Source organism: Tardiphaga sp. 813_E8_N1_3 (assembly GCF_051811025.1).
Classification (GTDB): Bacteria; Pseudomonadota; Alphaproteobacteria; order Rhizobiales; family Xanthobacteraceae; genus Tardiphaga.
In genome coordinates, this window is sequence record NZ_JBPWQE010000001.1 from 1258405 (window position 1) to 1278853 (window position 20449).

Genomic DNA, 20449 nt, shown 5'->3' on the forward strand with positions numbered 1-20449 from the left:
TGAGCCCCACAAGTATTACGGCAAAAATGCGGAGCTACTACTTCTTCAGCACTTCCACACCCGGCAGCGGCTTGCCTTCCATCCATTCGAGGAAAGCGCCGCCGGCGGTCGAGATGTAGGAGAAGTCATCGGCGACGCCGGCGTGATTGAGCGCAGCCACCGTGTCGCCGCCGCCGGCTACTGAAATCAGTTTCTTCGCCTTGGTGCGTGCCGCGGCGTGCTTGGCCCCAGAGACTGTGCCGCGATCGAACGGCGTCATTTCAAACGCGCCGACCGGACCGTTCCAGACCAGCGTGGCGGCATCGTCGATGGCCGAGTTGATGCGTTCGATCGACTGCGGACCAACGTCGAGGATCATGCCCTCATCGGGGATCGCATCGAGGCCGTAGGCGTGAGACGGTGTGTTGGCGGCGAAGTGGAATGCGACGATGGCATCCACCGGCAGGATGATGGCGCAGCCCGACGCTTCAGCCTTGTCGATGATGCGCAGTGCGGTCGTCGCAAGATCTTTCTCGCACAGCGACTTGCCGACCTTGACACCCTGAGCATGCAGGAAGGTATTGGCCATGCCGCCGCCGATCACGAGCGCATCGACCTTGGTGACGAGATTTTCGAGCAGATCGATCTTCGACGAGACCTTGGCGCCGCCGACGATGGCGATCACCGGCTTGGTCGGTGCGTCCAGCGCCTTGCCGAGGGCGTCCAACTCGGCCTGCATGGTGCGGCCGGCATAAGCGGGCAACTTGTGGCCGAGCCCCTCGGTGGAGGCGTGGGCGCGATGCGCCGCCGAGAATGCGTCGTTGACCCAGATATCGCCAAGCTTGGCGAGTTCGGCGACGAAAGCCGGATCGTTCTTCTCCTCAGCAGAATGGAAGCGCGTGTTCTCAAGGCAGAGGATGTCGCCGTCCTTCATGGCGCCAACGGCCTTGGTTGCGACGTCGCCGACGCAGTCGTCGGCAAAGGCGACCGGCTTCTTGATCACATCGGCAAGTGCCGCAGCAACGGGCTTCAGTGAGTTCTTGTCGTCGCGGCCCTTGGGGCGGCCGAAATGCGCGAGCAGGATGACCTTGCCGCCCTTGTCGGAAATTTCGGTGATGGTCGGCGCGATGCGTTCAAGCCGCGTTGCGTCGGTAACCTTGCCACCATCCATGGGCACGTTGAGATCGACGCGCACGAGAACGCGTTTGCCCTTCACATCGACGTCGTCGAGGGTGCGGAAAGAATTGGTCATGATGTTGTGTCCCAAACGCAGGTCAGCGCACAGCGGCGCGCCGCGAAGCGGGGACCGCTACATTCGTTGCTCCCGGACGCAGCGTCTTGCGCTACGCCCGGGATAACGCTCTTGTTTTAGAGTAGCTTGCCCATCGCGACGGCGGTATCGGCCATGCGGTTGGAGAAGCCCCACTCGTTGTCGTACCAGGAGAGCACGCGCACCAGCGTGCCGTTCTGCACCTTCGTCTGGTCGAAGGCGAAGGTCGACGAATGCGGATCGTGGTTGAAGTCGATCGACACGTTCGGATGGCTGGTGGTACCAAGCACGCCCTTCAGCTCGCCGGCAGCAGCCTTCTTGATGGCTTCGTTGATCTCTTCCTTGGTGGTGCTCTTCTTGGCGATGATCTTGAGATCGACTACCGAGACGTTCGGGGTCGGCACGCGGATCGAAACGCCGTCAAGCTTGCCGGCCAGTTCGGGCATCACGAGGCCGATGGCCTTCGCGGCTCCGGTCGAGGTCGGGATCATCGACATCGCAGCAGCGCGGCCGCGATAGAGATCGCTATGCAGCGTGTCCAGAGTCGGCTGGTCGCCGGTATAGGCATGGATCGTGGTCATGAAGCCGGTCTCAATGCCGACGGTCTCGTTCAGCACTTTGGCGACGGGCGCCAGGCAGTTGGTGGTGCACGAACCGTTGGAGACCACGAGGTGCTCCTTGGTCAGCGTCTTGTGGTTGACGCCGTAAACGATAGTTGCGTCGGCGCCGTCAGAAGGAGCCGAAACCAGCACGCGCTTGGCGCCTGCGGTCAGATGCGATGTCGCTTTTGCCTTAGCGCTGAAAATGCCGGTGCATTCGAGCGCGATGTCGATGCCGAGATCCTTCCACGGCAACGTGTTCGGATCGCGCACCGCGGTGACCTTGATCTTGTTGCCGTTGCCGAGCTGGATGCTATCGCCATCGACAGTGACTTCGCCGGGGAAGCGGCCATGCACGCTGTCGAAGCGCAGCAGATGCGCGTTGGTTTCAACCGGCCCCAGATCGTTGATGGCGACGACTTCGATGTCGGTGCGCTTGGACTCGTAGATCGCCCGCAGGACGTTGCGGCCGATGCGGCCAAAACCGTTGATCGAAACCCGGACTGCCATTCAACTTCTCCCTTTTATTAGGCTCAAACCTCGCGTGAGGGCCTTCATATAGTGACGTGTGACGGGCGTTTCATGCCCTGAATGGAACGCTGGTGCAATGTGTCAAATTTACCAACGTTCCGATAGAGTTAAGCCGCGTTGTGCTTGCTGGTTGCAGCCTCGACCACGGCTTCGGCCGTGATGCCGAACAGCTTGTAAAGCTCCTTGGCCGGCGCGCTCGAGCCGAAGCCCTTCATGCCGATGAAGGTGCCATCGTGTCCGATCACGGCATCCCAGCCGAACCGGACTGCGGCTTCGACGGCGATCTTGATCGGCGCGTCGCCAATGATCGCCTTCTGGCGCTCTTCAGGCTGCTCCAGCAGTAGTTCGAGCGAGGGGACCGAGACGACCCGCGTCGCGATGCCCTTGTCGGCCAGTTGCTTCTGCGCAGCGACGGCGATCTCGACTTCCGAACCCGAGGCGAAGATCGACACGGCGGCTTTGCCCTTGGCCGCGATCAGCTCGTAGCCGCCGGTGGCGCAGAGATTGTCGTCGTGGTGGGTGGTACGCACCGGCGTCAGATTCTGGCGCGATAACGCCAGCATGGTTGGGCCGTTGGTCTTCTCCATGGCGAGCTGCCAGCATTCGGCGGTCTCGACCGTGTCTGCCGGGCGGAACACGCGCATGTTCGGCATCGCGCGCATCGCGGCCAGGTGCTCCACCGGCTGGTGGGTAGGGCCGTCTTCGCCGAGACCGATCGAGTCATGGGTCATGATGTAGATGACCGGAATCTGCGCCAGTGCGGAAATGCGCATCGCCGGGCGTGCATAGTCGGTGAAGCACATGAAGGTCGCGCCGGCCGGAATGAAGCCGCCATGCAGTGCGATGCCGTTCATGGCTGCGGCCATGCCCATTTCGCGAATGCCGTAGTGAATGTAGCGGCCCTTGAAGTCGCCGGGCTTCACCTCAATGGCGTGCTTGGTGCGGGTGTTGTTCGACGGCGTCAGGTCGGCTGAGCCGATCACCATTTCCGGCACGACCTGGACCAGTGCTTCGAGTGCGAATTCGCTTGCCTTGCGGGTCGCCACAGTCTGCGGCTCGGCGATCAACTTCTTCTTGAGCGCCCGAATCGCATCTGCCATAGCGGCCGGCCGAACGTGATCGTTACGGCGAGTGAATTCGCTGCGCTTGTCTTCCGGCAGGGCCTCGAAGCGCTTGGTCCAGTCAGCATGGGCGGACGCGCCCTGCTTACCGACATTGCGCCAAGCCTGCAGGATGTCATCCGGCACTTCAAACGGGCCGTAATTCCAGTCCAGCGCCTTCTTGGCGCCTGCGAGTTCTTCAGCGCCCAGCGGTTCGCCATGGGCCTTCGACGTGCCAGCGCGCGTTGGTGCACCGAAGCCGATGGTGGTCTTGCAGGCGATCATCGACGGACGGTCGGAGGCTTGCGCCTGCTTGATAGCGGCGGCAATGGCCACCTGGTCGTGACCATCGACGTGCACGGCATTCCAGCCATGAGCCTTGAAGCGCGCAACCTGATCGACGCTGTCGGCGAGCGACAGCGGGCCGTCGATCGAAATGCCGTTATCGTCATAGAGGAAGATCAGCTTCGACAGCTTGAGGTGGCCGGCAAGCGCCATCGCTTCGTGGCTGATGCCTTCCATCAGGTCGCCATCGGAGCACAGCACGTAAGTGTAGTGATCGACCACGTCGCCATATTCGGCGGCCAGCATGCGTTCGGCGAGCGCGAAGCCGACGGAGGTGGCAATGCCCTGGCCGAGCGGGCCTGTGGTGGTCTCGACGCCTGAGGTGTGGAAGTTCTCAGGGTGCCCGGGGGTCTTCGAATGGAGCTGGCGGAAGTTTTTCAACTGATCGAGCGTCATCTCCTTGTTGCCCGTCAGATAGAGCAGGGCATAGAGCAGCATCGAGCCGTGACCGGCCGAGAGGATGAAGCGGTCGCGATCCGGCCACTTCGGATCGGCTGCGTCAAATTTGAGAAACTGCGTAAACAGCACGGTGGCGACGTCGGCGGCGCCCATCGGCAGCCCAGGGTGACCGGATTTGGCCTTTTCCACGCCGTCCATGGCGAGGGCACGAATCGCATTGGCCATTTTGGAGTGATCAACCTGCGCCATGTCGGTTTCCGTCTAAATTGAAAGGAATGGAATATTTTGCGTCCGCAAGAGGGGCGGTCTGCAGCGAGATGTTGGGATCGCTTTGGAGAAACTGGTGGATAGCATCTGGGTTCCTGGGAGTCCAAGGTCTCCCGGACAGTTCTGATCTGTGGATATCTACGGGCGGTTTTTGTCGGCTTTGCGGTGCATAGCTTTTAAGCGGCGTTGCGTCCGGCTCGCTTGCAACCTAAGTTTCAGGGCCTAAACGCTTGCGGAGCCGTGGTTTTTGAGCTCCGGTCGCATAACACCCAAGGTCCGCGTAACCCAGTATGATCGAACGCCCCGCCCATCTCACAGCCTCCGATCCCGCCAATGGCGGTGCGGCCGAGATCGACGCTGCCACGCGGCGGTTGATGGCGGCGCTGGATGCTCTGGAAAGTGCGGTCGAGCGCCGCCGTGAGGCGGATCGCGACGAGGATGAGCTTGCCACCCGTATTCAGGCGCTCGGCGCCGACCGGTCACGGCTGGCGGATGAGCTCGATGGCACGCTGGTGAAATCGCGCCGGCTAGAGCGCGCCAATCGCGAGATCGCCGACAAGCTCGATACCGCCATCGGCACCATTCGCGCGGTGCTGGCGACTGACAACGCGCATGAGTAAAGTGAGATGAGCCACGTCAACGTCACCATCAATGGCCGGCAATACCGTATGGCCTGCGAGGAGGGGCAAGAAACCCGCCTGCTGCGGCTGGCGGAAAGCCTAGAATCGCGCGTCGAAAATCTGCGTGGCAAATTCGGTGAGATCGGCGATGCGCGGCTGACGGTGATGGCAGCGCTGACCATTGCCGACGAACTGGTCGATGCCAATCAGCAGATCCGTGCCCTGCAGGAAGAACTCGCCGCATTGCGCGATGTGCGCGTTGTCGCCGCGGATCGCGCGCGGGCGACGCAGACGGCGGTTGCCGCGGCCCTGAATGCTGCGGCAGAGCGGATCGAGAAGACGACGCAGGTGCTCAACCGCACCATCGGCGGCGGCGTTGCTATTGGATAACGTAGGCTGCGGTCCTAACGGCACTGGCGCATCCGTCTCATAACCCCTACATTGCGGAGGCGAGGCTGCGTCGCGCGTCAGGAGCCATATATCCCCGGGGCCTTATCGATCCTTCAGGGAACTGTCCCTGACCAGGTCCGTGGACCTGGTCACATGGTGCCCACCTACTTTCGTAGGTGCTCCGGGATCGAGTGCTTCAACGGCCATCGTGGCTTCGCGCTTTCACTTTCTTGATGGCTGCGCCCGTTTGCGTGGCATTTGCCGTGCATCTTAACCTCGCTCGCCAAAGATGATCGCGAAGACCGGTCCTGCGCTTCCGCAGGCTCTGCGGACAGCATATCGTGCGGCATGTCCGACACGCCGCCCACTCCGACAAAGATTGAGCTCCGCATCGCCGCGTTGGCGCGCCGCACGGCGCTGAGTGAGGCCGAACGGTCGGCAGCCGCACAGGCGATCGCAGCGCGTGGGCTGCCTTTCCCTGTCTGGGCCGGTAGCATCGTCGCTGGCTATTCTCCTATTCGCAGCGAAATCGATCCGATCCCGTTGATGCAGCATCTTGCCGTCCGGGGGGCGCAATTGGCACTCCCGGTGATCATCGCCCGTGATGAACCCCTGATGTTTCGGATCTGGAGCCCGAACGATGCGCTGGTGCGCGGTTCACTAGGCATTCCGGAACCAGCACCCGAGGCGCCGCCACTGATCCCCGATATCCTGCTGGTACCACTCGCGGCATTCGACCGCGCCGGCCACCGCATTGGCTATGGCGCGGGGCATTACGATCGCACCTTCGCGCAACTGCACGCCATCAAGCCATTTATCTCCGTGGGCGTGGCCTTCGACACCCAGGAAATCGAGGCCATTCCCATGCAACCGCACGACGTCGCGCTGGATTATGTGCTAACCGAGACCCGGACGATTGATTTTCGGAGCATTTGACTTGCGTATTCTCTTCATCGGCGACGTGGTCGGCAAAACCGGCCGCGTGGTGATCCTCGAAAAACTGCCGGGCTTGATCCGCGACTGGAAGCTCGATCTTGTCATCATCAATGGCGAGAACGCCGCCGGCGGCTTCGGTATCACCGAGACGATCTATAACGATTTGGTCGACGCCGGCGCCGATGCGGTGACGCTCGGCAATCACGCCTGGAATCAGAAAGAGGCGCTGGTGTTCATCGAACGCGCGCCACGTCTGATCCGTCCGTTGAACTTCCCGCGCCACACGCCGGGCCGCGGTGCTGCGCTGATCGACGCCAAGAACGGTGCGCGTGCGCTGGTGATCAACGCCATGGGGCGTGTCTTCATGGAGCCACTCAACGATCCGTTCAGCGCTGTCGGCAAGGAGATCGATGCCTGTCCGCTGGTGGAAGCCGCGGACGCCATCGTGGTGGATTTCCATGGCGAAGCCTCGAGCGAAAAGCAGGGCATGGGTTACTTCTGCGATGGCCGCGTCAGCCTTGTCGTCGGCACGCATACGCATGTGCCGACCGCTGATCATCAAATCCTCGCAGGCGGCACCGCCTACATGACCGATGCCGGCATGACCGGCGACTATGATTCCGTGATCGGTATGCAGAAGGAAGAGCCTGTCAGGCGCTTCACGACCGGCATTCCCTCCGGCCGTTTCGAGCCCGCCTTCGGCCCGGCGACCTTGTCGGGCGTTGCGGTCGAAACCGATGACAAGACGGGGCTTGCCTCGCGCATCGCGCCGGTGCGGCTCGGTGGCCGACTATCGCAGGCCGTGCCCGAGTTCTGGCTGAACTAGTTCGGCCTACTGCTCCGTCTGCTTGCGGAGATCCGCGACGTCGCTTGCCGTGATCTGCGATCCCTTGCTGCCGAAGCGCGCGGTCACGTAATTCGCGACAGCCGCGATCTCCGTATCTGAATGGCTCTTGCCGAAAGCTGGCATCGACAGCGCGCCTTGCGGCGTATGCCGCTTGGTGCCGGAGATCACGATCTGCGCCACATTCGTCGCGCCGGGATCGTTAACGGCCCACGCGCCGGTCAGTGTGGCCATGGGCGAGAGTGCGCTCTCGCCTGTCCAGCTATGGCAGCTCACGCATGCGCCCTGGAAGACCGTCTTGCCAAGCGCGTTCGCTGTCATGCCGTCCTTGTGCGAGGGCGGTGCGGGTGGCGCGAGTTTTGCGGGCAGGTCAGGCGAGGGCAGCGCCGGCACTGTGCGCAGGAATGCGACCATCGCCTTGATATCCGTCGGCGCCATCTTGCTGAAACTGTGGTCCACGGCTTCGCCCATTGGCCCCGAAGCGGTGCCGTGACCCTTGGCATGTCCGATCGACAAATAGGAAACGACATCGTCGTCGCTCCAGCTCCCAAGGCCTGTTGTCTTGTCCGAGGTGATATTGAAGGCCCGCCATCCGGCGGTCAGGGCGCCAGCGAATTTCTTGCGGTTGTCGAGCGCGAAGCCGAGATTGCGCGGCGTGTGGCATTCGCCGCAATGCGCCAGCGCTTCGACGAGATAGGCGCCCCTGTTCCATTCCGGGCTTTGCGATGTATCGGGCTCGAAGCGCGTATCGGGATTGAACAATGCCGACCAGAACGTCATTGCCCAGCGCTGATTGAACGGAAAGGCCAGCGTATTCTCAGGCGGTGCTGCGCGCACCGGTGCGAGGCTGAACAGAAAGGCCTTGACCGCGAGCGTGTCCGCATCGGTCATGTAGGTGTAGGACGTATAGGGCATGGCCGGATAGAGCCGGGCGCCATCGTGGCGCTTGCCGCTTCGAACGGCGTCGAGAAACTGCTGATCGGTGTAGTTGCCGATGCCTGTCTCTTTGTCCGGCGTGATGTTGGTCGAGTAAAGCGTGCCGAACGGCAGTTTGAACGCGAAGCCGCCGGCATATTCCTTTCCGCCGGGTGCAGTGTGGCAGACCATGCAATCCGCCGCACGCGCGAGATATTCACCGCGCTCGATCGGGCTGGCGTTGGTCATGTTGGCGGGAACGCCGGTGGGATTGGGGCCCTTGTAGTCGGCCAGCGCCACCTTCGGCCCGACCGAGAAGGCCATCGGTCCGGGGCCGCGTACATAGAGCGCAGCGCCGGCGGCGCCGACAACACCGATCAGGATGACGCTGCCTAGAATGCGACGTGCGGCGGGCGTCATGACTTCTTCCTTTCGGCGATCGCATCACGGTCGACCGGCATCCTCCGCAGCGCAACGCCAGTCGCGGCATAGATCGCATTGCGCAGTGCCGGCGGGCCGCCGATCACGCCGCACTCGCCTATACCGCCGGGCGCTTCACCGCTCTTGATGAGATGGACATTGATTTTCGGCATCTGGTCGATCCGAAGCATGCGATAGTCGTGGAAATTGGACTGCTGCACGCGTCCCTTCTCGATGGTGATGTCGCCATAGAGCGCGGCGGTGAGGCCGAACACGATGCCGCCTTCGAGTTGCGCAACAATCGTATCGGGATTGACGGCGATGCCGCAGTCGACCGCCACGTTGACCTGACGCAGACGAATTTCACCCTGCGAATCGATCTCCGCTTCGACCACAGTCGCGATCGAGGTATCGAAGGTGGGCTGGATACTCACGCCGCGTCCGACGCGCGCTGGCAGCGGCTGCCCCCAATTGGCCTTCTCCGCAGCGAGATTGAGGGCCGCCAGCATCCGCGGCGCCTTGCCGAGTAACTCACGCCGGAACACGACGGGATCCTTGCCGGCCTTGCGAGCAAGCTCATCCATGAAGCTCTCGATGGCGAACACGTTGTTGTTCGGGCCGACGCCGCGCCAGAAGCCGGTTGGCACCGCCGGCGGTTCGACGCGGACATATTCACACTGGAAATGCGGGAAGTCGTAGGGCTGGTCCGCAGCACTATCGACAGCGTCGATGTCGATGCCCTTCTGGAACGCAGGCGGCAGCCAGCGCGCGATCACGGCCGAACCTGCGATCTTGTACTTGAAGCCGACCACTTTGCCGTTCGACAGTGTCGCCGAAATGTTGTCGCGATAGACGGGGCGATAAATGTCGTGCTGGATGTCCTCTTCGCGGGTCCACACCACCTTGACCGGTCCATTGACCTGTTTGGCGATGCGCACCGCTGTCACCACCATGTCAGGCTCAAGCCTGCGGCCGAAGCCACCGCCAATCATGTGCTGGTTGACCGTCACCTTGTCGACCGGCAAGCCAGCGGCTTTGGCAGCCTCGGACTGCACCCGCGACATGATCTGCGTGCCCGTCCAGACCTCGCAGGAATCACCCTTGAAGTGCACCGTGCAATTCAAGGGCTCCATGGTCGCGTGCGCAAGGAACGGCATCTCGTAGGACGCGTCGATCCGCTCGCCGGTGGCGAGACCCTTCGCGATGTCGCCGACGGATTTGGCGATCACGCCGTCCGTCTCGCTGGCCGTGCGCAAATGCGCCCAGATGTCCTTCGAACTGATCTTGGCGTTGGGGCCTTCGTCCCAAGTGATATCGAGCGCTTCGAGCCCGGACCTGGCGGCCCACATGTGATCGCCGACCACGGCCACGAGGTCGTCGAGCACCACGATCTGCCGCACGCCCGGAATCTTCTTCGCCGCGCGGTCATCGACCTTGGCGAGTTTGCCGCCGAACACCGGGCATTGTGCCAGCGTCGCGAATGTCATGCCCGGGACCATCGCGTCGATGCCGTAGATCGTCTTGCCGTTGACCTTGTCCGGCGTGTCGAAGCGCTTCAGCGGCTTGCCGATCACCGAGAAGTCTTTCGGATCCTTGAGCGCGATGTCCTTCGGCGGCGTGAGTTTGCCGGCGGCGTCGCACAACTCGCCATAGGACAGTTTGCGCCCGCTGGCCGCATGCATCACTTGCCCGTTCGACGCCGTGCAGCTGGCAGGTTCGACCTGCCACTGTTCAGCTGCGGCTTGCACCAGCATCGCACGCGCAGTTGCGCCGGCATTGCGCAGCGGCTTCCAGAAGGCGCGAACCGAGGTCGATCCGCCTGTCGCCTGAATGACAAAAAGCGGATTGCCATAGAGCTTGTCGCTGGGCGGCGCGTGCTGCAGCGCGATCTGCGCATAATCCGCGTCGAGTTCTTCGGCGAGGATCATGGCGATGGCCGTATAGATGCCTTGCCCCATCTCAACCTGCGGCATCACCAGAGTGGTTTTGCCAGTAGTATCGATGCGGATGAAGGCATTGGGGGCGAACTTGCCTTCGGTTGTATCGGGGGGCTGCGTTGGTTCATTGGCTGCGCGCACAGGTATGCGGAAGGCAAACAAAAAGCCTCCAGCAAGACCGCCAGCGAGGAGATCGCGCCGCGAGAGGCCCGGAACCTTGTCTGCAACAAGCGTCTTGTCCGTAATGGTCATGGCTGGCTCCTACGATTGCCGTTCGGAAGCAGCATGCTTGATGGCTTCGCGGATGCGCACATAGGTGCCGCAGCGACAGATATTGCCGGCCATCGCAGCATCGATGTCGGAATCGTCCGGGCGCGGCGTGGTGGCCAGCAGCGCCGCCGCCGACATGATCTGCCCGGATTGGCAGTAGCCGCATTGAATGACTTCGAGGTCGAGCCACGCCTTCTGCACCTTGGCGCCAACCGGTGTCGCGCCGACGCCTTCGATTGTGGTGATGGCGCGGCCGCTCGCTGCGCTGACTGGTAGCAGGCACGAGCGCACGGCCTTGCCGTCGATATGTACGGTGCATGCGCCGCATAGCGCGACGCCGCAGCCGAATTTTGTGCCGGTCATGCCAAGAATGTCGCGCAGCACCCAGAGCAGGGGCATGTCGTCTGGTGCGTCGAAGGTTTTCTGCTCGCCGTTGATGGTAAGATTTGTCGCCATAGAACCCCCAATCGACCGGCAGCCAATTCGACAGGGATGTCCAATAACGCCCCGTCGGAAGACCGATTGGAATTAGTATAATCTTACAGCCATCATTTCAACAGAAGGAAATATCCCAACTGCGTGATGCAAGCGCGCGCAATTGTTGCGATGAGCAACTATCGATGCAGTTGCCGACAACAGCGCAACTATCACGGGCCGCCAATAGTGCGTATATACGTTTTACTCAAAACTTAGATGCTTTGTTCAAGCACGGCGTTGTCAGGTCGGAGGCAGCGCACAAAGTGCGCTGCCTCCGCTGATATACTCAATACTTTTCCGGCACATACATTTCTGCTGGCACCGGGGTGCGGTGATAGTCGGGATTGCGCACGCGTGCCGGCAGGACCACGGGCGGATGCTCGACCTCCTGATAGGGAAGCTGTTCGAGCAGATGCGCGATGCAGTTCAGGCGCGCCTTCTTCTTGTCGACGGCCTGCACCACATGCCACGGGGCTTCCGGAATATGCGTATGCTCGAGCATCGCTTCCTTGGCCTTGGTGTATTGTTCCCAGCGGGTGCGCGCCTCGACATCCATCGGGCTGAGCTTCCACTGCTTGAGCGGATCGGCGATACGCATCGAGAAGCGCAGGTGCTGCGCTTCATCGGTGATCGAGAACCAGTATTTGACCAAGATGATGCCCGAGCGCACCAGCATGCGTTCGAATTCCGGCACCGAGCGGAAGAATTCCTCCACGTCATCCTCGGTGCAGAAACCCATCACGCGCTCGACGCCGGCGCGGTTGTACCAGCTACGATCGAACAGCACGATCTCGCCGCCGGCGGGGAGGTGCGAGACGTAGCGCTGGAAGTACCACTGGGTGCGCTCGCGCTCGTTCGGTGCGGGGAGTGCGGCAACGCGGCAGACACGCGGATTGAGCCGCTGGGTGATCCGCTTGATGACGCCACCCTTGCCCGCGGAATCGCGACCTTCGAAGATCACCACGACCTTGAGCTTGTTCTGCTGCACCCAGCTCTGCAGCTTCACCAACTCGCCCTGCAGGCGGAACAGTTCCTTGAAATAGAGGCGTCGCTCGATGGTCTCAGCCGGGCTGTGGTCGGACATTTCGTTGGTTAGGGCGTCGAGACGATCGTCATCGATCTCGAGCTCGAGTTCTTCGTCGAAGCCGTCCAGCATTTCTGCGCGAATGCGGTCGTGGATCGCTTGCGCGTCGTCGAGGGAATGTTCGGTCATGGCAGCTCCGCTTGTATCGAATGGGTCCACGGTTATGGACCGATGCAAATGTCAGCGGTGTGACACTGCCTCCCAGGCCCGGGGCGAATGGGGAAATGGCCCCAATGGGTCTCGCCGCCGCTGTCCATGCAGGACGGGGTACCGCAAGCCGAAATTCAACTACGCGTGATTGGCGCTACCTTGAGAGCCAAGCGTGCGCATCTGAGGTCGCGGGGCTCATTGACCAAGGAAAAATGTGATGAATAAATTCATTCTGTTGGGCGCCGCTTTACTGATCGCCGGCACTGCGAGCTGGACCGCGCAGGCCAAAGACGGGCATAGCGCTGCCAGCAAGCATCGACGGATCATGTCCTCTCACGCGCGGTATGAGGGAAGCGCCCCCGTAACGGTCTATCGCGGATTTGGTGCTGGCCCCGGTTCATACGGATACAGCGCGCCATATGGGTATGGCGGCGGTTCATACGGCGGAGATGACAATGCGGAAGGCCGAACGAGCGGCGGCTAGGAGGCTCTGACAGTTTGGGCTGCGAGCCGACTCACAGAGAGATCATGCGGCGCTGCGCCAAGTCTCAGGTAATAGCGCAGCGCCGTGTGCAAACCCAGATCATAATTTGTACGCCGTGCGGAAGCCGCCCCAATGGCGTCCCTTTATGCGCACAGGCACGTCGATCTCGCGCATCATCACGATCTGACCGTTGCCCATGTCGCGGGCATAGCTCTGGATCAGGTAGGAACGGGTGTTGCGACCGGCGGCCAATCCAGCCGGATCGTTGAAGATGCGGCGGTTGCGGCAGTTGGCGGTGTTCCAGGCGACGTCGCCCGGGCGCTGTGGCTTCGAATAGATGCTGTTGTGCACCGGCAGATAGCCGTTGCGGTCGATCATGGCGCAGAATGCCATACGGGAGTCCTTCGCCAGAAAGGCATCCTGGAATTCGGGGAGTGCGCGGTCGGCCCAGCCGAGAATCTTTGTCCGGTACTGTACCGGATTGGAGCCGGGGATCTCGACGTAGTTGTCGTCGAACATGTCGTCGATGCTGATAGCGCCGGATGCAATACCGTCGGCATAGATCTTGTTGAGCGCGGCGCCGGCATCAATGGCGCGGGTGATGAATTCGGTGTTTTCATCATGAATCGCCCATAGCCGGTCTTCGATCCGGCTGACGAGAGCCCCGTCGGGCGCGACGAACAGTGCCTGTGCGCCGGCAGTGGAATGTTCGGCAATGCGCAGGCGGCAGGGGCCGACCTCGCTGAGTTCGGCAGCAACGATGTCGTGCAATGGAAGCCGGTTTGCGTCTGGTCCGCCGATGAGGATGCCGTCCATCGAGATTTCATAGACCGGCGCGCTGATCTGGCCGCCGCGCGCCTGAAGATCGACGTTGAGGTGACATGGCAGCTTTTCGCGTCGTCGCTCGTCTTCGCGCTCGCTCTGTTTGAGCAGCACCGCGCAACGCGACTTCAGCCGCGAGGCAAACATCGTCACGGCTTGGCCGGCCTGCGCGACATGCTCGCCATGGGCAGCCGCTTCCTTTGCAGCGCTATCGATTTCCGCGGCGCTGTCGCCGACCGAGACGATGAACTGCGAGGCGTTGGCAGCGTTATGCGACATCTCGCTGGTCGTTGCGTTCTGCTCGGCGACTGCGCCATTTACATTGGCAAAGACCGGGCGGATCGCGTCGATGGCGGTGGAGATGCGATGCACCGCATCGACCGAACTCGCTGCGTCGCGCTGCAGGGTGCCGATCTTCTTCCTGATCTCTTCGGTCGCGTTCTGCGTCTGCACCGCTAGCGCCTTGACCTCGGTGGCGACGACCGAGAAGCCGCGGCCTGCGGCGCCTGCGCGTGCCGCCTCGATGGTCGCGTTCAGGGCCAGCATCGTTGTCTGCCGGGCGATCTGCGCGATCAGCTCCAGCACATTGCTGATTGCAGCGGAGGAGTCGCGCAGCCGGTCCACATTGGCGCTGGCTTCATGGGCGGCGGCGCCGGCCTCGTCCGCAAGCCGGCTGGCATCGCGCACCTGGGCGCCGATGCCCTTGGCCGAATGGGTGAATTTGTCGGCGGCCTGCGCAAAGGTGGTGGCGGTGGATTGCGCGGCGCTGCTGCGGTCGGCCAGCACATCGGTGCGGGCGCGGATGGCGGAGAGGGTGGTGGCGGTCGATTCGGCGCCGCCGGCGACGGATGTCGCGGCACGCTCAAGCTGGCGGATAAGCGCGCCCAGCTCGAGTTCCAGCAACTCCAGGATGTCCCGAGCGGTATCTGGTTCAGGATGCTGCGGTGCCAAAGAAGGTGCTGTGTTTTCAGCAATTATGACCACTTCAGCCGCTTCCGGCTGCCGCTTGCGGAACAGTCCAAACGCCATCGGTGACCCCAATGAATACAATCTATGCGGGTAACCTTGCACCTCGGCGTGAAGTGATGGTTAAGGTCGGTTGCGGTATTGCGAAGATCTGCCGGTTTCGGCTGCAAATTTTTGATTTTGCCGATTTCGCGGCCTATAACCCCGCGCCGCAGCCCTAAATACCCTGACGATTCAAGAGAGACCGCATGGCCGGACATTCCCAATTCAAGAACATCATGCACCGCAAGGGCCGGCAGGATGCCCAGAAGTCCAAGCTGTTCAGCAAGCTGGCGCGCGAAATCACCGTCGCTGCCAAGATGGGGACGCCCGACCCGTCGATGAACGCCCGGTTGCGCGCCGCCGTGATCGCTGCCCGTCAGGAGAATATGCCGCGCGACAACATCGAGCGCGCCATCAAGAAGGCGATCGGCACCGACGGCGAGAACTATGATGAAATCCGCTACGAGGGCTATGGCCCCGGCGGTGTGGCGGTCATCGTCGAGGCGCTGACCGACAACCGCAACCGCGCCGCCTCCGACATCCGTTCCTACTTCACCAAATCCGGCGGCAATCTTGGCGAAACCGGCTCGGTCTCCTTCATGTTCGACCATGTGGGCGTGATCGAATACGACGCTGAAAAGGCCTCGGCCGATGACATGCTGGAAGCCGCCATCGAGGCTGGCGCCGATGACGTGGTGTCGGGCGAGGGCGGCCATGAGGTCTACGCCTCGCAGGAGACCTTCCGCGAGGTTGCCAAGGGGCTGGAAGCCAAGTTCGGCGAAGCCCGCAAGGCTGCGGTGATCTGGAAGCCGCAGAACACGCTGTTGGTTGATGACGAGACCGGCGAGAAGCTGATCAAGCTGATGGACCTGTTGAACGAGCATGACGACGTGCAGAACGTCTATGCGAACTTTGAGGTGTCCGACGCGCTGATGGCCAAGATGGGCGGCTGAGCGCGGGCTCAGTTTCCTCTCTATTCCTTTGGGACGGCCGCGTGTTTCTATTTCGTTCCGGTCCGAGCGGCGTTATTCCTGTGGGATGACACACCCTGCGATTCGCCCTCCTGTCCGCATCATCGGCATCGATCCGGGCCTGCGCCGCACCGGTTGGGGCGTGATCGAGATCGACGGCAACCGGCTGACCTATATCGGCTGCGGTTCGGTGGAACCGCCGGACAATCTGCCGCTGGCGAGCCGGCTGCTTGGCATTCATGAAGGGCTCGCCAAGGTGCTCGGCGACTTCCAGCCGGCCGAAGCTGCGGTGGAGCAGACCTTCGTCAACAAGGACGGCGTCGCCACGCTGAAGCTCGGCCAGGCGCGCGGCATCGCCATGATGACGCCGGCGATGTTCGGTATCGCAGTCGCCGAATATGCGCCCAATCAGGTCAAGAAGACCGTGGTCGGTGCCGGCCACGCCGACAAGAACCAGATCCAGGTGATGCTGAAGATCCTGCTGCCGAAGGCCGAGCCGAAATCCGCCGACGCAGCCGATGCGCTCGCCATCGCCATTACGCATGCACATCATCGCCAGAGCACGATGCTGCGTCTCAAGGTCGTCGGCGCGTGATCGGTAAACTCAAAGGCCTGATCGATTCCTACGGCGAGGACTACGTGATCCTCGACGTACAGGGCGTCGGCTATCAGGTGCATTGTTCCGCACGTACGTTGCAGGCATTGCCGCAGACTGGCGAAGCCGCGGTGCTCTCCATCGAAACCTATGTCCGCGAAGACCAGATCAAGCTATTCGGTTTTCGCAGCGATATGGAGCGCGAATGGTTTCGCTTGCTGCAGACTGTGCAGGGCGTTGGTGCCAAGGTCGCGCTTGCCGTGCTTAGCACGCTGCCGCCGGCCGACCTCGCCAATGCCATCGCGCTGCGCGACAAGACGGCCGTGGCGCGCACGCCGGGCGTCGGTCCGAAAGTGGCCGAGCGCATCGTCAGCGAATTGAAGGACAAGGCGCCGGCCTTTGCGTCCGTCGATCCGGTGGTCGCGCAACTCGCCGGCGCGATGGACGACAACCGCGCGCCAGGCGCCGTCAGGGATGCGATCTCCGCGCTGGTCAATCTCGGCTATGGCCAGCCGCAGGCAGCGGCCGCCGTCGCAGCCGCGTCGCGCAGCGCAGGCGAGGGTGCGGAGACGGCGCAACTCATCAAGCTCGGGCTGAAGGAATTGGCGAAGTGAGCCTTGCCAGGATCGCCCGCGTGATCGGCATTGTCATTATCTTCGGTGTTGTCGGTTCGCTATCCGTGGCTGCGCTCGTGTCGTTGCTCGTCGTCGGTCTGGGGGCGTCGATCCTGCAATTGATCTTCTCTGTCGCCGATCTCGATGGTTTCAGATCGCTTGTCTCGATTGCACTGTGGCTGCTGGCATTCGTTGCTGCATTGGCGGCGCTTCTGCCGTCGCTTGGTGCCGGCGTTGTCTTCGCGCTGTCGGCCGTTTATGCCGGGCAAAACGCGATCTGGATGGCGTGGCTTGCTGCGGCCGTCGGCATTGCCGGCTTCGTCGGTTTTGGAATGTTCGTTCAGCCCTCGGAACCGTCGGCGGTGATTTTGCCAGGCGTTCAATCATTCACGCAGGCGCTGTCGCTCTCGGTATTGCTCGCGGGTATTGCCGTGATTCCAGCCAGCCTGTGCTGGTGGTTCGCGCGGCCGTTGCACCGTGGTAACGTCGCATCATGAATACGCCACCCGATCGCATGATTACACCTGAGCGCCGCTCCGACGATGTCGGCGACACCGCGCTGCGCCCGCAGTCGCTCTCCGATTTCGTCGGCCAGGCACAGGCGCGCGCGAATTTGCAGATCTTCATCGATGCAGCTCGTAAGCGCGGTGAGGCACTGGATCACACATTGTTTGTGGGCCCGCCCGGCCTCGGCAAGACCACGCTGGCGCAGATCGTGGCGCGCGAGCTCGGCGTCGGATTTCGTGCGACATCCGGTCCCGTCATCGCCAAGGCCGGCGATCTCGCGGCATTGCTGACCAATCTCGAAGAGCGCGACGTTCTCTTCATCGACGAGATCCACCGTCTTAGCCCTGCAGTGGAAGAAGTGCTCTATCCGGCGATGGAGGATTTTCAGCTCGACCTCATCATCGGCGAAGGTCCTGCCGCACGGTCGGTGAAGATCGAACTGTCGAAATTCACTCTGGTCGGCGCCACCACGCGCGCGGGACTGCTCACCAATCCGCTGCGCGACCGCTTCGGCATTCCGCTGCGGCTGAACTTCTACACGATCGACGAACTCGAAAAGATCGTCACGCGCGGCGCCCGCGTGCTGCAGATCGGCATGACGCCCGAAGGCGCCAACGAGATCGCGCGCCGTGCTCGCGGCACGCCGCGCATCGCCGGGCGTCTGTTGCGCCGCGTGCGCGACTTCGCGTCTGCAGCCGATGCTGCGGCTATCGATCGCAAGATCGCCGACCACGCGCTCTCTGCGCTGGAGGTCGACAGCGCCGGTCTAGACGCAATGGATCGCCGCTATCTCACCACCATCGCGATGAACTATGGCGGCGGCCCGGTCGGTGTCGAGACCATGGCGGCAGCGCTGTCGGAGCCGCGCGACGCCATCGAAGACATCATCGAGCCCTATCTGATCCAGTGCGGCTATCTGCAGCGCACCCCGCGTGGGCGGCTGCTCACCTCCCATGCGTTCAAGCATCTCGGTTTGCAGGAGCCGAAGCGCGATGCGAGCCAGATCGGGTTGTTTGGATCGGGCGAAGAGGAGTAGCGCACAATGACCGACAAGATGATCGGCGTGGTGGCCGCGGTGATCCGTGACGAGGCTGGGCGCATGCTGGTGGTGCGCAAGCGTGGCACCGAGGCCTTCATGCAGCCGGGTGGCAAGCGCGATGCCGGCGAGGACGATTTGACCGCGCTGGAGCGCGAGATCAGCGAAGAGTTGGGATGTCGAATGGTGCCGGGTTCTGCGCAAGCGCTCGGACAGTTCGACAGCGTCGCCGCGAATGAGCCGGGATGGCGGGTGCGGGCGAATGTCTATGCGGTGAAGGTCGATGGCGCGATCGCGCCCCAGGCCGAGATCGCCGAAGCGCTCTGGATCGATCCCGCCGCACCGGAGGCCATCGTTTTGGCACCATTGACGCGCGATCACGTGTTGCCGCTCGCATCTCACGGTTTTTCGCAATGACAGTCTCGACGACTTCCCATCTCGACGGCGCCATCGCCGACGGCCTGCATCGCATGCAGGTGCGCGTCTATTACGAAGACACCGATTTGGTGGGAAGCTTGTAATTGCCTTTCGGAGACAGACTTTAACGCGCCCGGTTCTAAAGACCGGACTAAGGCAAATCTTTCGCTTTGCTTCGGCAATCCTCAGACAGTGGGCTTGCCCAACATTGGCGGCCGCTAGGCCTGAACCGTCGATGCGGCGATCTCGTCAAGTACTTCGGTCAATCGGTCTACCGCCCAATCCACCTGTGACTCGTCGACAATCAAGGGGGGTGCAAAGCGTATCGTGTTCCGGTGAGTATCTTTGGTCAGCACGCCCGCCTGAAGCAAGCGCCTGATCACCGTACCGGCACTAGCCATGTTGCGGTGTAACTCGATCCCCGCAAACAAACCGCGACCGCGCACCTCGCGAATGATCGGATTTTTGATCGCAGAGAGCCGATCGAGGAGATGCGCGCCGACAGTCGCGGCACGTTCAATCAATCGCTCGTCGATCAGCGTGTCGAGGGCGGCTAATCCAACCGCTGATGCAATCGGGTTTCCTCCGAACGTGCTGCCGTGATCACCGGGAGTGAAAACCTGCATGACCTCGCGACGGGCGAGGAAAAGCGAAACCGGCAACATCCCGCCGCCGAGCGCCTTACCGAGCATCAGACCGTCGGGTGTTACCCCTTCATGCTGACACGCGAGCAGACGCCCGGTGCGTCCCAGACCGCTCTGGATCTCGTCGCACAGCAGCAGCACGTTGTTCGCCTTGCAAATGCGCGCGGCCTCAGCGAGATATCCAGGGGGCGGCACGTTGATCCCGCCTTCGCCTTGAATTGGTTCGATCAGAAAGGCCGCGGTGTCAGGGGTAATGGCCGCGGCGAGCGCCGACGCATCGCCGAACGGCACGCACGTGAAGCCGGGCGGGAACGGCCCGAAGCCGTCGCGATATTGCGCTTGTGAAGAAAAGCCGACGATCGAGATGGTGCGGCCGTGGAAATTTCCCTCCGCGACAATGATTTCGGCCCGGTCAGTCGGCACTCCCTTGACTCTGTAGGCCCATTTACGTGCCGCCTTGAGCGCTGTCTCGACAGCTTCCGCGCCGCTGTTCATCGGCAATGCGGCGTCCATACCGGTAAGTGCACAAGCCCTGGCGAGGAAGGGCCCCAGCCGATCGCTGAAATAAGCGCGCGAGATCGTATCCAGGCGCTGTGCCTGTTCTGTCAGCGCCTTGACGAGGCGCGGATGGCAATGGCCGAAGCTCGCCGCCGAATACGCTCCCATCATGTCGATGTAGCGTCTACCAGACTCGTCCCACACGTAGACACCAGCCCCGCGGACGATCGTCACCGGCAACGGTGCATAGTTTCCTGCGCCAAAACGGGCTTCAAGACCGGCGAAATCGGTCATGACAAGCGCTCCTGCCGCGTTCCTCC

Annotated in this window: 20 protein-coding genes and 1 other RNA gene; 12 read left to right on the forward strand and 9 right to left on the reverse strand. The window is 62.2% G+C overall.

Going from position 1 to position 20449, the window contains the following annotated elements; translation table 11 throughout:
- Window positions 1–37 precede the first annotated feature (37 nt).
- The 3 genes from AB8A33_RS05910 to tkt all read right to left on the reverse strand — a co-directional run bounded on the left by AB8A33_RS05910 (window position 38) and on the right by tkt (window position 4472).
- Window positions 38–1231: a phosphoglycerate kinase gene (locus AB8A33_RS05910; RefSeq protein WP_439091921.1), complete on the reverse strand. Its 1194-nt coding sequence runs from the start codon at window positions 1229–1231 to the stop codon at window positions 38–40.
- Window positions 1232–1347: 116 nt separating this feature from the next.
- Window positions 1348–2358 (reverse strand): type I glyceraldehyde-3-phosphate dehydrogenase, encoded by a 1011-nt coding sequence (gap, locus tag AB8A33_RS05915; RefSeq protein WP_439091922.1) that lies wholly within the window; start codon window positions 2356–2358, stop codon window positions 1348–1350.
- Between the two features lie 128 nt (window positions 2359–2486).
- Window positions 2487–4472 (reverse strand): transketolase, encoded by a 1986-nt coding sequence (gene tkt / locus AB8A33_RS05920; protein WP_439091923.1) that lies wholly within the window; start codon window positions 4470–4472, stop codon window positions 2487–2489.
- Window positions 4473–4780: 308 nt separating this feature from the next.
- Between tkt and AB8A33_RS05925 the strand changes: the two genes are divergently transcribed.
- The 5 genes from AB8A33_RS05925 to AB8A33_RS05945 all read left to right on the forward strand — a co-directional run bounded on the left by AB8A33_RS05925 (window position 4781) and on the right by AB8A33_RS05945 (window position 7262).
- Window positions 4781–5110 carry a DUF4164 domain-containing protein gene (locus AB8A33_RS05925; RefSeq protein ID WP_439091924.1) on the forward strand — a complete coding sequence of 110 codons (330 nt, stop codon included), beginning with the start codon at window positions 4781–4783 and terminating at the stop codon, window positions 5108–5110.
- A gap of 6 nt (window positions 5111–5116) precedes the next feature.
- Window positions 5117–5500: a cell division protein ZapA gene (locus tag AB8A33_RS05930; protein ID WP_068735170.1), complete on the forward strand. Its 384-nt coding sequence runs from the start codon at window positions 5117–5119 to the stop codon at window positions 5498–5500.
- A gap of 59 nt (window positions 5501–5559) precedes the next feature.
- Window positions 5560–5719: non-coding RNA, 6S RNA (gene ssrS, locus AB8A33_RS05935), on the forward strand.
- Between the two features lie 129 nt (window positions 5720–5848).
- Complete coding sequence (locus AB8A33_RS05940; RefSeq protein WP_439091925.1) at window positions 5849–6436, forward strand: 5-formyltetrahydrofolate cyclo-ligase; 588 nt, start codon at window positions 5849–5851, stop codon at window positions 6434–6436.
- A gap of 1 nt (window position 6437) precedes the next feature.
- Complete coding sequence (locus AB8A33_RS05945; RefSeq protein ID WP_092144867.1) at window positions 6438–7262, forward strand: TIGR00282 family metallophosphoesterase; 825 nt, start codon at window positions 6438–6440, stop codon at window positions 7260–7262.
- 6 nt (window positions 7263–7268) lie between these two features.
- Here AB8A33_RS05945 and AB8A33_RS05950 read toward each other — a convergent pair whose 3' ends face one another.
- The 5 genes from AB8A33_RS05950 to AB8A33_RS05970 all read right to left on the reverse strand — a co-directional run bounded on the left by AB8A33_RS05950 (window position 7269) and on the right by AB8A33_RS05970 (window position 14868).
- The gene (locus tag AB8A33_RS05950; protein WP_439091926.1) at window positions 7269–8615 is read right to left on the reverse strand and encodes a c-type cytochrome; all 1347 of its coding nucleotides are present in this window, start codon (window positions 8613–8615) and stop codon (window positions 7269–7271) included.
- On the reverse strand, window positions 8612–10804 hold the full coding sequence (locus tag AB8A33_RS05955; protein WP_439091927.1) for a molybdopterin cofactor-binding domain-containing protein: 2193 nt from the start codon (window positions 10802–10804) through the stop codon (window positions 8612–8614). The genes AB8A33_RS05950 and AB8A33_RS05955 overlap by 4 nt, the downstream gene beginning before the upstream one ends.
- A 9-nt stretch (window positions 10805–10813) precedes the next feature.
- Complete coding sequence (locus AB8A33_RS05960; protein ID WP_439091928.1) at window positions 10814–11278, reverse strand: (2Fe-2S)-binding protein; 465 nt, start codon at window positions 11276–11278, stop codon at window positions 10814–10816.
- A gap of 307 nt (window positions 11279–11585) precedes the next feature.
- Window positions 11586–12512, reverse strand: a complete 927-nt coding sequence (gene ppk2, locus AB8A33_RS05965; RefSeq protein ID WP_439091929.1) for a polyphosphate kinase 2 — start codon at window positions 12510–12512, stop codon at window positions 11586–11588.
- A 604-nt stretch (window positions 12513–13116) separates the two neighbouring features.
- Window positions 13117–14868, reverse strand: a complete 1752-nt coding sequence (locus tag AB8A33_RS05970) for a methyl-accepting chemotaxis protein (RefSeq protein WP_439091930.1) — start codon at window positions 14866–14868, stop codon at window positions 13117–13119.
- Between the two features lie 11 nt (window positions 14869–14879).
- Between AB8A33_RS05970 and AB8A33_RS05975 the strand changes: the two genes are divergently transcribed.
- The 7 genes from AB8A33_RS05975 to AB8A33_RS06005 all read left to right on the forward strand — a co-directional run bounded on the left by AB8A33_RS05975 (window position 14880) and on the right by AB8A33_RS06005 (window position 18987).
- A complete protein-coding gene (locus AB8A33_RS05975; RefSeq protein ID WP_439091931.1) occupies window positions 14880–15026 on the forward strand; it encodes a hypothetical protein in 147 nt (48 codons plus the stop codon).
- 27 nt (window positions 15027–15053) lie between these two features.
- On the forward strand, window positions 15054–15800 hold the full coding sequence (locus AB8A33_RS05980; RefSeq protein WP_439091932.1) for a YebC/PmpR family DNA-binding transcriptional regulator: 747 nt from the start codon (window positions 15054–15056) through the stop codon (window positions 15798–15800).
- Window positions 15801–15885: 85 nt separating this feature from the next.
- On the forward strand, window positions 15886–16413 hold the full coding sequence (gene ruvC, locus AB8A33_RS05985; RefSeq protein ID WP_439091933.1) for a crossover junction endodeoxyribonuclease RuvC: 528 nt from the start codon (window positions 15886–15888) through the stop codon (window positions 16411–16413).
- Entirely contained in the window at window positions 16410–17027 is a 618-nt protein-coding gene (ruvA, locus tag AB8A33_RS05990; RefSeq protein ID WP_439091934.1) for a Holliday junction branch migration protein RuvA, read from the forward strand. The genes ruvC and ruvA overlap by 4 nt, the downstream gene beginning before the upstream one ends.
- Entirely contained in the window at window positions 17024–17524 is a 501-nt protein-coding gene (locus AB8A33_RS05995; protein WP_439091935.1) for a hypothetical protein, read from the forward strand. Before ruvA ends, AB8A33_RS05995 begins: the two co-directional genes overlap by 4 nt.
- The gene (gene ruvB / locus AB8A33_RS06000) at window positions 17521–18570 is read left to right on the forward strand and encodes a Holliday junction branch migration DNA helicase RuvB (RefSeq protein ID WP_439091936.1); all 1050 of its coding nucleotides are present in this window, start codon (window positions 17521–17523) and stop codon (window positions 18568–18570) included. Before AB8A33_RS05995 ends, ruvB begins: the two co-directional genes overlap by 4 nt.
- A 6-nt stretch (window positions 18571–18576) precedes the next feature.
- On the forward strand, window positions 18577–18987 hold the full coding sequence (locus AB8A33_RS06005; protein ID WP_439091937.1) for an NUDIX hydrolase: 411 nt from the start codon (window positions 18577–18579) through the stop codon (window positions 18985–18987).
- Between the two features lie 218 nt (window positions 18988–19205).
- Here AB8A33_RS06005 and rocD read toward each other — a convergent pair whose 3' ends face one another.
- Window positions 19206–20423: an ornithine--oxo-acid transaminase gene (rocD, locus tag AB8A33_RS06010; protein ID WP_439091938.1), complete on the reverse strand. Its 1218-nt coding sequence runs from the start codon at window positions 20421–20423 to the stop codon at window positions 19206–19208.
- Window positions 20424–20449: the final 26 nt, after the last annotated feature.